The organism is Halopseudomonas bauzanensis (genome assembly GCF_900114735.1).
GTDB lineage: Bacteria > Pseudomonadota > Gammaproteobacteria > Pseudomonadales > Pseudomonadaceae > Halopseudomonas > Halopseudomonas bauzanensis.
The window spans coordinates 1,040,145-1,051,566 of record NZ_FOUA01000001.1 but is presented as its reverse complement, the minus strand read 5'-3'; the positions used below and the strand labels follow the sequence as shown (position 1 = coordinate 1,051,566).

The window sequence follows — 11,422 nt, the reverse complement described above, 5'->3', positions numbered from 1 at the left end:
ATCGTTTGCAAATCATGCTCAAAACATGGAATTGTGTCGATATCAGACTAAAGCGGCAGAGATTTACCCGTCTGCTGCCTCAGGACAAGCCGGGATGTTAATGGATCAATCCTTTCTGGATACGCTCGTCGAGCAGTTGCCCGAGCTGGAACCGGGTCAGCCCTTCAACCCGGCCGCCAGGCAGTATGCTGCCTATTACGGTATCGACTTCAGTGCCGAGGTGCAGCAACATCTGGGGCGCATCACCGTGGACGGCTTCGATGTCGCGGTGCAGGTTTGGCGGCCATCGGCGCCGTGCGGCACGCTGGTGCTGCTGCATGGCTATTACGACCATATGGGGCTGTACCGACACCTGATCCGCTGGGCGCTCGGGCAGCGGCTGGCGGTGTTGGCCTTCGATCTGCCGGGGCATGGCCTGTCGAGCGGCGAGCGGGCCAGCATCGATTGTTTTCTGCGTTATCAGCAAGTGCTGGACGGGGTTTTCGAACAGGGGCGGTTGTGGAAGCTGCCAGCGCCCTGGCATTTCCTCGGACAGAGCACCGGCGGGGCGATTCTGATCGACCGGCTGCTGCATGGGCCGATGCCGGAGCAGGCGGGCCAGACCATTCTGATGGCGCCACTGGTGCGGCCACGCCAGTGGGGCGTTTCGCAATTCAGTCTCAAGCTGCTGGGCGGTTTCATCCAGCAGTTGGGGCGGCGCTTCAGCGACAACTCCACGGATGTGGATTTCCTCGAGTTCATTCGCCAGCATGATCCGCTGCAGGCGCAGGTGCTACCCGTCGCCTGGGTGCAGGCACTGGACAAGTGGATCCCGCGCATCGAGACGGCCACTCCGGCCTCCCATCGACCCTTGATCGTGCAGGGTCAGGCTGATGGGACGGTGGATTGGCAACACAACATCAAGGTCCTGCAGGACAAGTTCGACGCCCCGGAGCTGTTCTATCTGCCCGAGGCGCGTCATCACCTGGCCAATGAAAAGCCCAGGTATCGCCGGCAGTATCTCGACTGGCTGGGCGAGCGCCTGGGCCACTGAGCGGGAGCTGCATGGCAGCTCCCAATCCAACATCAGGGATTCAGGGCATCGCGCACGGCTTGCTCCGTGGCGCGGTAGAAGGCTTGCCCACCGGCAGACTCCGTCCATTGCGCAAAGCGCGTCAGCTCATCGTCACTCAGATCGCGATAGACATAAGCCAGGGTATCCGGCAGGTTCGGGCGCATCTGTGAGCGCAGGCGATCACGGCTGTCGCTGCCGCCTTGCTGTGGAATCTTCATCAGCCCGCCGAGCAGATCATTGGCGCTCTGGGCCGCGAGGCCGGTCAACGCCATGGAAACTTCCACGCCCAACTCCAACGCGGGTAACCGGGTGGCCAATCGCTCGATCAGCGCTCGACGCTCAGGACTCAGCTGCTGGACTGGCAGGCCTTGCTGCATGGCTGCGACCGAGGCCGGTGCACTGGCCCGGGTTTCCGCTGAAACTATTTTGCTTCCCAGTGGACTGTTGAAGAAGGTCAGTGCCTGCTGGATGGCGGCCGGCTCCATGGCCAGGGCCAGCCGCGCCTGGGCGCGATCATGCATGCCCTGGGGTTCGAAGCGCTGGCTGCTGTTGCGTACCAGGGTTTCCTGTACTGCCGGCGGAAGTTGCCGGGCATAGCGCTGTTGCGCACTCTGCAGCGCCGCCTGGAAGTGTTGTTGATGTTGCGCCATGCCGGAGCGTTGATACAGCTCGGCTGGGCTGGCGCTGGCATAACCGGCATACAGGCTGCCCAGCAGCATGGCAGCAAAAATGAACCACAGAGAAGACAGGGGGAAGGGGCGCATGGATCCTCGCAATCATGGAGTCAGGGAAGTATCGGGTGCTGTTACGCAAGAGGCGGTCCGTTTACACTATACGGCGCCCGGATCCCCGGGTCTTGTCCGCCGTGCCCCGTCCGTGGCAGGGCGATGCCGCTACCCGATTTGAGTATGAACAGGATGCCCGAGTTCCCTGCCACTGCGCCCGACCGTCTGGTCTGTGTGGCTGATAGCCTTGCTGTGCACGGCTGGTCGATAACCGAGAGCGCATTGCCCGCTGAGCTGCTCGGCGAGCTGGAGCGCAATTGCCGTTCCCTGTGGGCCAGCGAGGCGCTGCAGCCGGCGGCAGTGGGGCGGGCTGGGGAGCAGGTGGTGGTGCCGGAAATCCGCGGCGATCATATCCGCTGGTTGGACGACTGCCCGCCCAATCCTGCCGCCGCGGCCTATCTGCAGGCCATGGAGGACCTGCGCTGGGCGTTGAACCGGACACTGTTCCTCGGTCTGGACAATTTCGAGACGCATTATGCGCTCTATCCGCCCGGGGCCGGCTACCAGCGCCATGTGGACCGGTTCAAGGACAACCCGCTGCGCACCGTCTCGGTAGTTCTCTATCTCAACAGCCAGTGGCAACCGGGCGATGGCGGCGAGCTGCGGCTATATTTGCCCGACGGCGCGATGGATGTACCGCCACGGGCGGGAACCCTGGCAGTGTTCATGAGTGACAGCCTGCCCCATGAAGTACTCCAGGCGCAGCGTGACCGGGCCAGTCTGGTGGGTTGGTTCCGGCGGCGCCCGGACAATCCGTTGATGGTGTGAGCAGATATGCAGAAGATTCTCGTCAGCAGCTGCCTGCTGGGCCAGCCGGTCCGCTATGACGGCGGTGCCCACGGCCCCTATTCCCTGCTGCAGCAATGGCAGGCGCAGGGGCGGGTGGTTGCGCTGTGTCCGGAAGTGAGCGGTGGACTACCCACACCCAGGCCGCCGGCCGAAATTCCAGGCGGGCAGGGCGCGGCGGTACTGGATCGGTTGGTGCCGGTAGTGGATGTCGATGGGCGTGATGTCAGCGCCGCCTTCCTCGCCGGCGCTGCTGCCGCAGTGGAACTGGTCAGTCGTCACAATATCGCATTCGCTGTGCTCAAGGCCCGCAGCCCCTCCTGCGGCAACCATGAAACCTATGACGGCAGCTTCAGCGGCTCCCGCGTCGCCGGCGAGGGCGTCACCACGGCGGCTTTACGCCGCCACGGGGTGCAGGTGTTCAACGAGAGCGAGCTGGAGTCGCTGGCTGCGCTGCTGACGGATTGACGGGTGCAAAACGGTAGAACAGGTTTGGCTCGCTGACGATGTAGATGCGCCGCTGGCTGTCGACGGTCAGCCCTTCCGCCTGGGGGACCGTCCGGCTCAGGCCGCTCATACCGCGCCATAATCCCAGCAGGCTGAGCGGCTGGCCGTCGGCGCTGTATTCCACCACCATGTGCGACTCGTCACTGAGCAGCAGCAACTGGCCGGTGAGGCTGTCTGCCGACAGCGAAGACAGGTCGCTCATGAACAGGTTGTCAGGCTGCAGCGATGGCTCCAGGTGGATGCTGATCGAGGCATCCTCCGGTTGCCCGACAAAGCCGGTGACGACGAATACCCGCATCGGGTCGCGTTCCTTGACCACCATCAGACGCTCGCGCTGGGCATCCCAGGACAGGCCTTCCAGGCCCTTATTGTCCGGCTCTTCGTCCAGGGCCACCGTCAGGCTGGGAGCGTCGGTCACGTCGAGTTCCACGGCATCGTCGGGGATCTCGATTTCCAGCAGTCGCCGCCGACGTTCCTCGGCAACCACATAGCGGTCGCCGGACACATGGGTGAGCCCTTCCATGTCCTCCACGCCCTTGATCAGGATGCTACGCAGAAGCTTGCCGTCCAGGCTCAGCTCGACGATCAGTGGCGTACCATTGAGCAAGCCGAACAGGGTATCGCTGTCGCTGTTGTAGGTCAGTGCGGAGAGGTCGTCCTCCAGCTCGGGAATGGGCAGCGCTTCGATATCGACCTTGTAACGGCCCAGGTCAAAGGCTTGTTCCGGCATCGGCTGACGATTGAGTTTCCAGCTTTGCCACAGCAGGACATCGAGATTATTGGAATGCAGGAAGGTGTAGCCTGCGACCATCAACAGCGTAATGGCGGCCAGCAGATAACGTTTCAAACGGCTGTTCCTTGAGGGAGGTGTAAAGCTGTCAAGACTGCCCGCTGACCGGGAAAGTTCCCGGTGCGGTCAGTGGCGGTCAGCCGATTACCCGGGTGGCCTGTTGCAGGGCTCCGGGAATCGCCAGCTCCAGTTCATCGCCGGTATTCAGCACGCCGACCCCGGCGGGGGTTCCGGTAATCACCACATCACCCGGCAGCAGAGTGAATACACCGGCGATATGCTGCAGCAGGGCAATGATCGGCGTGATCATGTCCGCGCTGTTGCCTTGCTGGCGCAGCTCGCCGTTGATCGTCAGTTGCAGTGGAATGGCATTCAGCGCCGGGGCCTGCTCGAGACGGACAAAGGGCGATAGCGGGCAGGCCGCATCAAACGCCTTGGCCCGTTCCCAGGGATGCCCCTTGGCCTTGAGCTGGTCCTGCAGCTCGCGCAAGGTCAGGTCCAGCGCCAGGCCGACACCGGCAATGGCGCCCGCGGCATCCGCCGGGCTGATGGTGCCGGATAGCGGGGTGCCGATCAGCAGGGCGATTTCGGTCTCGTAATGTACGGCGCCACGGCCGGTCGGCAGGCGGAAACCGTTGGCCAGCGGCACTACCGAGGTGGCCGGTTTGATGAACAGCAGCGGTTCGCTGGGAACCGGGTTGTTCAACTCCCGCGCATGCTCCGCATAGTTGCGGCCTACGCAAACCACCTTGCCCAGGGGTAAATCGATTGGCGTGCCGTCACTGAACTGATGCTGGTAGGTCATGGTTGCCTCTCAGTCTGGAAAGATCTTGCCCGGATTCATGATGCCGTTCGGATCGAATACCGCCTTGACTGCCTTCATCACGGCGATTTCCTCGGGGCTGCGGCTGTAGCCCAGGTAATCGCGTTTGGTCATGCCCATGCCGTGTTCGGCGGAAATCGAACCGTTGTAGCGTTTGACGATATCGAATACCCATTGGTTGACGCTGGCACACTTGGCGAAGAATTCTTCCTTGGGCATGGCGTCGGGCTTGAGGATGTTCAGGTGCAGGTTGCCGTCGCCGATATGGCCAAACCAGACGATCTCGAAATCCGGGTAGTGTTCGCCGACAATGGCGTCGATATCCCGCAGAAACGCCGGTACCTGGCTGATGGTGACCGAGATGTCGTTCTTGTACGGGGTCCAGTGGGAGATGGTCTCGGAGATGAACTCGCGCAGCTTCCACAGGTTCTGCAGCTGCTGCTCGCTCTGACTCATCACGCCGTCCAACACCCAGCGCTGCTCTACGCAATGCTCGAAGGTTTCCAGCGCCTGGTTGGCGATATCTTCGCTCACGGCCTCGAATTCCAGCAGGGCATAGAAGGGGCAGTCGGTCGCGAAGGGCGCGGGCACGTCGCCGCGGGCCATGATCTTGCCCATGGCCTTGTCGGAAAAGAACTCGAAGGCCGTCAGATCCAGCTTGCCCTGGAAAGCATGCAGCACCGGCATGATCGAATCGAAATCCGGGGTGCCAAGCACCATGGCGGTGAGGTTTTTCGGTGCCCGCTCCAGGCGCATGGTCGCCTCGACGACGAAGCCCAGGGTGCCCTCGGCGCCGATGAACAATTGGCGCAGGTCGTAACCGGTGGCGTTCTTCACCAGGCCCTTGTTCAGTTCCAGCAGTTCGCCGGCACCGGTTACCACCTTGAGGCCGGCGACCCAGTTGCGGGTCATGCCGTAGCGAATCACCTTGATGCCGCCAGCGTTGGTGCCGATGTTGCCACCGATCTGGCTGGAGCCGGCCGAGGCGAAGTCCACGGGATAGTACAGCCCCTGGTCTTCGGCGTACTGCTGCAGTTGGGCGGTAACCACGCCCGGCTGGCAGGTCACGGTGCGGTCATAGGGGTTGAAGTCGAGAATCTGGTTCATGTAGTCGAAGGACACCACGATCTCGCCGTTGGCGGCCACGGCGGCAGCCGACAAACCGGTGCGGCCGCCGGAGGGCGTCAGGGCCAGCTTGTGTTCATTGGCGAAGCGCACCACGGCCTGGACCTGCTCGGTGCTCTTGGGAAACACGATGGCCAGCGGCGCCGGCTCGAACTGCTTGGTCCAGTCCCGGCCCCAGGTGTCCAGCGACGCGCTGTCGGTGCGAACCTTGTCGGCATCGACCAACGTTTTCAGGGTTTCGATAATGGCTTCTGGGATCATGGCGGCTCTCAAACAAAATTCATGCGCTGCCTGAACACAATTCATGGGTCGCAGGCATCTGGAAAAGGGAGATTATGCTAGCATAAGCGGCTTCCGAAACAGGTCAGCGACGGAGAAAACGCCGAAAAACCTGCCGGACCATCATACATCAGCATTACGGGTAACTGACACATGGCTAAAACCTCGCTGGACAAAAGCAAGATCAAATTTCTGCTCCTCGAGGGTGTGCACCAGACTGCCGTCGACACTCTGCAGGCAGCCGGTTACACCAATATCGATTATCACACCGGCTCCCTCCCGGAAGAACAACTCAAGGAAGCGATCGCCGATGCGCATTTCATCGGTCTCCGTTCGCGCACCCAGCTGACCGCGGACGTGCTGGCGCATGCGCACAAGCTGGTCGCCATCGGTTGCTTCTGTATCGGTACCAACCAGGTTGACCTGGAAGCCGCCCGGGAGATGGGTGTCGCGGTGTTCAATGCGCCCTATTCCAACACCCGCTCTGTCGCCGAACTGGTGCTGGCCGAGGCCATCCTACTGCTGCGCGGTGTTCCCGAGAAGAACGCGGTGGCACACCGCGGCGGCTGGCTGAAAAGCGCCACCAACTCCTTCGAGATCCGCGGCAAGAAGCTGGGCATCATTGGTTACGGCTCCATCGGCACCCAGCTGTCGGTGCTGGCGGAAAACCTCGGTATGCAGGTGTACTTCTATGACGTGGTGACCAAGTTGCCGCTGGGCAATGCACAACAGGTCGGCTCGCTGACCGAGCTGCTGGGCATGGCTGACATCGTCACCCTGCATGTGCCGGAAACCGCTGCCACCAAGTGGATGATCGGCGAGAAGGAAATCCGTGCCATGAAGCAGGGCAGCTACCTGATCAACGCTGCCCGCGGCACTGTGGTCGATATCGAAGCACTGGCCGCCGCCCTGCGCGACAAGCATCTGCACGGCGCCGCCATCGACGTGTTCCCGGTCGAGCCGCGCTCCAACAATGATGAGTTCATCTCGCCGCTGCGTGAATTCGACAACTGCCTGCTGACCCCGCATGTCGGTGGTTCGACCATGGAAGCCCAGGCCAACATCGGTCTGGAAGTTGCCGAGAAACTGGTGCGCTACAGTGACAACGGCACATCCATCACCTCGGTCAACTTCCCCGAAGTGGCGTTGCCGTCGCATCCGGGCAAGCATCGTCTGCTGCACATCCACCAGAACATCCCCGGGGTGATGAGCGAGATCAACCAGGTGTTCGCCAGCAATGGCATCAACATCTCCGGTCAGTATCTGCAGACCAACGAAAAAGTCGGTTATGTGGTGATCGACGTTGATGCTGCCTACTCCGATCTGGCGCTGGAAAAGCTCAACGAAGTCAACGGCACCATCCGTTGCCGCGTGCTGTTCTGATGTCACGACGTGGCGGGGTTGCACTCCGCCACGTTGCCTTCAGGCATTTCGCACACTACGCGCAGGAGCGCCGCCGCGGCGCGATTTCCTGCGGTCACGCCAACCAATTCTGGCGCGTCTAGATTTCCCCCGCTTCTGTTCAGCTGAGGTTCAGCAAAGGTTCAGGTTGCGTTCAGCTGGCATTTGGCATGCTGTTTCCCGTTGTCATCAAGGAGACGCACCCAATGAAAACCACTCTGAAACTGCTTACCGTTGGTACCACGCTGGCCTTTGCCAGTCTTCCCGCTCTGGCCCAGGATCGCTTCGTCGGCCTCACCTGGGGTGAGACCAGCAACAACATGGACCGCTCCAGCTCGCTGAAAGGCGAACCGGAAGCCCGTCGTCTGGACGATACCATCAACAACTCCGGTACCTGGGGTGTGCGCGCTGGTATCCAGGACGATACCGGTCGTATGTACCTGAGCTACGAGTATGTATCGGATACCTATTCCGGCAGCTACAAGATGCGTCAGCAGAATCTGCTCGGCAGCTATGATCTGTTCCTGCCGGTGGCGGATAACACCCGGCTGTTCGGCGGTGTCACTGCCGGTCTGGTCAAGCTGGAACAGGATTCCCCTGGCTACCACCGTGACAGCGACCTCGGCCTGGCCGGCGGTCTGCAGGTAGGTGTCCTGCATAGCCTGGCTCCGGAATTCTCGATCGAGGGCGGCTATCGCTACCTGCGCACCACCGCTGATGCCAGCCTGAATGCCCGTGACCGCAGCGTTGGCGGCTCATTTGACCTGAAAAGCTCGGATATGGCCTATCTCGGTTTAAACTACCACTTCTGATCCCGGCATGACTCCCAGCCCGCCCGGTCTCGCCAGGCGGGCTTTCATGGTAGCTGCCGGCTGGTTTTTCGGAGGATGGTATGAAACTCCTGTTGGTCGAAGACGAGGCGTTGCTGCGCCATCATCTGTCCACTCGCTTTGCCGAGGTCGGACATATCATCGATGCCGTGGACAGCGCCGAGGAAGGACTGTTCCAGGCCCAGCATTTCAATCACGACATCGCCATCGTCGACCTCGGCTTGCCCGGTATGAGCGGTCTGGATCTGATTCGCCAACTGCGCAGCATGGGCTGCACCTTTCCAATCCTGATTCTCACTGCGCGTGGCAACTGGCAGGACAAGGTCGAAGGCCTGACCTCAGGGGCGGACGATTATGTGGTCAAGCCATTTCAGTTCGAGGAGTTGGAGGCGCGCTTGAATGCACTGGTGCGGCGCTCGTCGGGCTTTGTCCAGGCGCAGATCCGCAGCGGCGAGCTGGTGTTGGACCTGCACCGCAAGCACGCCCTGGTCGGGGATGAACCGCTGCAGCTGACCGCCTTCGAGTACCGGATTCTCGAGTACCTGATGCGTCATCACCAGCAGGTGGTGGCCAAGGATCGCCTTATCGAGCAGCTGTATCCCGATGATGAAGAACGTGACCCCAACGTCATCGAAGTGCTGGTCGGACGCTTGCGCCGCAAGCTGGAAGCCGCCGGCGAGGTGCGACCGATCGAGACCGTACGCGGCCAGGGATATCTGTTCACCGGACAGTGCCAATGATCCGCTCGCTGCGCTCGCGGCTGGTATTCAGCGCGGCCGGCTTTGCCATGTTGTTCATGCTCGCATTGCTGCCGGTGTTGCAGAACGTCTTTGATCAAACCATGGAGCAGATCATTCAGCAGCGCCTGGCCGCCGATGCATCGACCCTGGTGAGCGCGGCCAGTGTGGTCAATGGCCAACTGGTGATGCCCGAGCGCATGCCGGACGAAGAATTCAACCTGCCGGAAGCCAAGCTGCTGGGCTATGTGCATGACATGGATGGCAATCTGATCTGGCATTCGCGCTCCACCGAGGATGAGCAACTCAACTATTCCCCTCACTTCAGTGGTGGGCGCATCGACTTTCTGCGTATTCGTGACCGGAACCAGCAGGAATACTACGTCTATGACGTGGAGGTGCACCTGGCGGGAGATGATGAGTTGCCGCTGAGCTTCGTCACCATGTTGCCGAGCAGCGAGTTTGCCCCCATGCAGCGGGATTTTCGTAACCAGCTGCGCCTGTGGCTGGGTGGGGGCTTGCTGTTGCTGTTGCTGTTGCTATGGCTGGGTTTGACCTGGAGCCTGCGTTCATTCAAGGGGGTGCGCCGCGAACTCAATGAAATCGAGTCGGGCACCAGGGATGCCTTGAGTGACCAGCACCCGAGCGAGCTGGCCCGGTTGACGCGATCATTGAACCGTCTGCTCGATAGCGAGCGACTGCAGCGGGCACGTTACCGCGATTCTTTGGGCGATCTCGCGCATAGCCTGAAGACTCCTCTGGCAGTGTTGCAGACCGTGGCGGAGAACCTGCGCGTGCAGGCGCAGCAACAGGAACAGTCGCGGGTGTTGCAGGATCAGATCGAGCGGATGAGCCAGCAGATCGACTACCAATTGCAGCGCGCCAGCTTGCGGCGCAGTGGGCTGGTTCGGCATCGGGCGCACCTGGCACCACTGGTGCAGCGGCTGAGTGCGGCCTTGAGCAAGGTTTACCGGGACAAGTTCGTTACGCTGGAATGCGTTATAGATGACGAGCTGCGCGTGCCGATGGAGGAGGGTGCCTTGCTCGAATTGCTCGGCAATCTGCTGGAAAATGCCTACCGGCTGTGTATCTCGCACATCCGCGTAAGCGCCTCGGTAACGAACGGGGTATGCGACCTGCTGGTCGAGGATGACGGGCCGGGCGTACCGGAAAGCCAGCGCCAGCGCATCATCGGCCGCGGTGAGCGGCTGGATACCACCCACCCCGGACAGGGAATCGGTTTGTCGGTGGTCAGGGATATCGTCGAAAGCTACAACGGCGAGTTGAGCCTGACAGATTCGCCACTGGGAGGCGCGGCATTTCGCATTCGTCTGAAGGGTGAGGGACGGGAATGAGCAGGGTAGGCATCCAGCGGAGCCATCGCGGCCAAGGCCGCTACCCCAGAACAACTACTCCCACGGAATAGCCGCATTTATCCGTCATGCCGGTAAGCGTCATGCGCTTATTTTTTCCGTGGGAGTGGACTGGCCCGCGAACGGATCAGCCAGCGCTGCGTTCCAGTCGTTGCACGCCCTTGGCAGTACCCAGCAGCAGAATATCCGCCGGCCGCGCAGCAAACAGCCCGTTGCAGACCACACCAACAATGGCGTTGAGCTGCTCTTCCAGTCCGCGTGGATCATGGATCTGCAGGTTATGCACATCGAGAATCACGTTGCCGTTGTCGGTTACCACGCCTTCGCGATAGGCCGGATCGCCGCCGAGCTTGACGATTTCCCGGGCCACGTAGCTGCGTGCCATGGGGATCACTTCCACCGGTAGTGGAAACTCTCCGAGAGTCGCGACCAGCTTGCTCTCATCGGCAATGCAGATGAAGGTGCGCGCCACGGCGGCGACGATCTTTTCGCGGGTCAGGGCGGCGCCGCCGCCCTTGATCAGTTCCAGATGCTTATTGGCCTCATCGGCTCCATCAACATAAAAATCCAGATTGGCCACGCTATTGAGGTCATATACCGGAATGCCATGTTGCTTCAGGCGCTCGGCGGTGGCCTGGGAGCTGGCCACGGCGCCATCGAAGCGGCCCTTGTGTCTGGCCAGCGCATCGATGAAGCAATTGGCGGTCGAGCCGGTGCCGACGCCGATGACACTCTGATCTTCCAGCTGGGGCAGCAGAATATCCACCGCGGCTTGCCCCACGGCCTGCTTGAGTTCGTCCTGGGTCATGCCGGTCACCTCTGTGCTTTGAATAAAGCAGCAATTATACGGCCCTGTCCGGACAGCGTGTAGTCGGATCGGGCCCGATTCGTTTAGACTGGCGCTTTTACCTCACCTATCACCAAGCCGAAAC

General features: G+C 61.3%; 12 protein-coding genes. 7 read left to right on the top strand and 5 right to left on the bottom strand.

The features are described from left to right. Positions 1 to 100 precede the first annotated feature (100 nt). On the top strand, positions 101 to 1,033 hold the full coding sequence (gene bipL, locus BM267_RS04905; RefSeq protein ID WP_036989220.1) for a phospholipase BipL: 933 nt from the start codon (positions 101 to 103) through the stop codon (positions 1,031 to 1,033). Between the two features lie 32 nt (positions 1,034 to 1,065). Here bipL and BM267_RS04900 read toward each other — a convergent pair whose 3' ends face one another. Beyond that, the gene (locus tag BM267_RS04900; protein WP_074777627.1) at positions 1,066 to 1,818 is read right to left on the bottom strand and encodes a DUF2059 domain-containing protein; all 753 of its coding nucleotides are present in this window, start codon (positions 1,816 to 1,818) and stop codon (positions 1,066 to 1,068) included. A gap of 144 nt (positions 1,819 to 1,962) precedes the next feature. On the opposite strand from BM267_RS04900, the gene BM267_RS04895 reads away from it, so the two are divergent. Beyond that, the gene (locus BM267_RS04895; RefSeq protein WP_407920263.1) at positions 1,963 to 2,607 is read left to right on the top strand and encodes a 2OG-Fe(II) oxygenase; all 645 of its coding nucleotides are present in this window, start codon (positions 1,963 to 1,965) and stop codon (positions 2,605 to 2,607) included. A 6-nt stretch (positions 2,608 to 2,613) separates the two neighbouring features. Continuing rightward, on the top strand, positions 2,614 to 3,093 hold the full coding sequence (locus BM267_RS04890) for a 2-thiouracil desulfurase family protein (RefSeq protein ID WP_036989223.1): 480 nt from the start codon (positions 2,614 to 2,616) through the stop codon (positions 3,091 to 3,093). Here BM267_RS04890 and BM267_RS04885 read toward each other — a convergent pair. The 3 genes from BM267_RS04885 to BM267_RS04875 all read right to left on the bottom strand — a co-directional run bounded on the left by BM267_RS04885 (position 3,047) and on the right by BM267_RS04875 (position 6,131). After that, positions 3,047 to 3,979 carry an SdiA-regulated domain-containing protein gene (locus tag BM267_RS04885; RefSeq protein ID WP_051610775.1) on the bottom strand — a complete coding sequence of 311 codons (933 nt, stop codon included), beginning with the start codon at positions 3,977 to 3,979 and terminating at the stop codon, positions 3,047 to 3,049. The genes BM267_RS04890 and BM267_RS04885 overlap by 47 nt on opposite strands. 79 nt (positions 3,980 to 4,058) lie before the next feature. Beyond that, positions 4,059 to 4,727 carry a fumarylacetoacetate hydrolase family protein gene (locus tag BM267_RS04880; RefSeq protein WP_074777631.1) on the bottom strand — a complete coding sequence of 223 codons (669 nt, stop codon included), beginning with the start codon at positions 4,725 to 4,727 and terminating at the stop codon, positions 4,059 to 4,061. A 9-nt stretch (positions 4,728 to 4,736) separates the two neighbouring features. Next, a complete protein-coding gene (locus tag BM267_RS04875; protein ID WP_074777633.1) occupies positions 4,737 to 6,131 on the bottom strand; it encodes an FAD-binding oxidoreductase in 1,395 nt (464 codons plus the stop codon). Between the two features lie 171 nt (positions 6,132 to 6,302). Between BM267_RS04875 and serA the strand changes: the two genes are divergently transcribed. From serA to BM267_RS04855, 4 genes are all read left to right on the top strand, one after another. Further along, on the top strand, positions 6,303 to 7,532 hold the full coding sequence (gene serA / locus BM267_RS04870; RefSeq protein WP_074777634.1) for a phosphoglycerate dehydrogenase: 1,230 nt from the start codon (positions 6,303 to 6,305) through the stop codon (positions 7,530 to 7,532). Between the two features lie 224 nt (positions 7,533 to 7,756). Then, positions 7,757 to 8,362 (top strand): outer membrane beta-barrel protein, encoded by a 606-nt coding sequence (locus BM267_RS04865; protein ID WP_074777636.1) that lies wholly within the window; start codon positions 7,757 to 7,759, stop codon positions 8,360 to 8,362. 80 nt (positions 8,363 to 8,442) lie between these two features. Beyond that, the gene (locus BM267_RS04860; protein WP_036989228.1) at positions 8,443 to 9,120 is read left to right on the top strand and encodes a response regulator; all 678 of its coding nucleotides are present in this window, start codon (positions 8,443 to 8,445) and stop codon (positions 9,118 to 9,120) included. Continuing rightward, positions 9,117 to 10,472 (top strand): ATP-binding protein, encoded by a 1,356-nt coding sequence (locus tag BM267_RS04855; RefSeq protein WP_074777638.1) that lies wholly within the window; start codon positions 9,117 to 9,119, stop codon positions 10,470 to 10,472. The genes BM267_RS04860 and BM267_RS04855 overlap by 4 nt, the downstream gene beginning before the upstream one ends. A gap of 145 nt (positions 10,473 to 10,617) precedes the next feature. Here the strand turns inward: BM267_RS04855 and rpiA are convergent, their stop codons facing one another. Then, on the bottom strand, positions 10,618 to 11,298 hold the full coding sequence (rpiA, locus tag BM267_RS04850) for a ribose-5-phosphate isomerase RpiA (protein WP_036990183.1): 681 nt from the start codon (positions 11,296 to 11,298) through the stop codon (positions 10,618 to 10,620). Between the last annotated feature and the right edge of the window lie 124 nt (positions 11,299 to 11,422).

Coding starts and splice junctions, on each gene's coding strand:
- bipL (WP_036989220.1), top strand. CDS start 101: ATGGATCAATCCTTTCTGGATACGCTCGTCGAGCAGTTGCCCGAGCTG.
- BM267_RS04865 (WP_074777636.1), top strand. CDS start 7,757: ATGAAAACCACTCTGAAACTGCTTACCGTTGGTACCACGCTGGCCTTT.
- BM267_RS04895 (WP_407920263.1), top strand. CDS start 1,963: ATGAACAGGATGCCCGAGTTCCCTGCCACTGCGCCCGACCGTCTGGTC.
- serA (WP_074777634.1), top strand. CDS start 6,303: ATGGCTAAAACCTCGCTGGACAAAAGCAAGATCAAATTTCTGCTCCTC.
- BM267_RS04875 (WP_074777633.1), bottom strand. CDS start 6,131: ATGATCCCAGAAGCCATTATCGAAACCCTGAAAACGTTGGTCGATGCC.
- BM267_RS04890 (WP_036989223.1), top strand. CDS start 2,614: ATGCAGAAGATTCTCGTCAGCAGCTGCCTGCTGGGCCAGCCGGTCCGC.
- rpiA (WP_036990183.1), bottom strand. CDS start 11,298: ATGACCCAGGACGAACTCAAGCAGGCCGTGGGGCAAGCCGCGGTGGAT.
- BM267_RS04860 (WP_036989228.1), top strand. CDS start 8,443: ATGAAACTCCTGTTGGTCGAAGACGAGGCGTTGCTGCGCCATCATCTG.
- BM267_RS04855 (WP_074777638.1), top strand. CDS start 9,117: ATGATCCGCTCGCTGCGCTCGCGGCTGGTATTCAGCGCGGCCGGCTTT.
- BM267_RS04900 (WP_074777627.1), bottom strand. CDS start 1,818: ATGCGCCCCTTCCCCCTGTCTTCTCTGTGGTTCATTTTTGCTGCCATG.
- BM267_RS04880 (WP_074777631.1), bottom strand. CDS start 4,727: ATGACCTACCAGCATCAGTTCAGTGACGGCACGCCAATCGATTTACCC.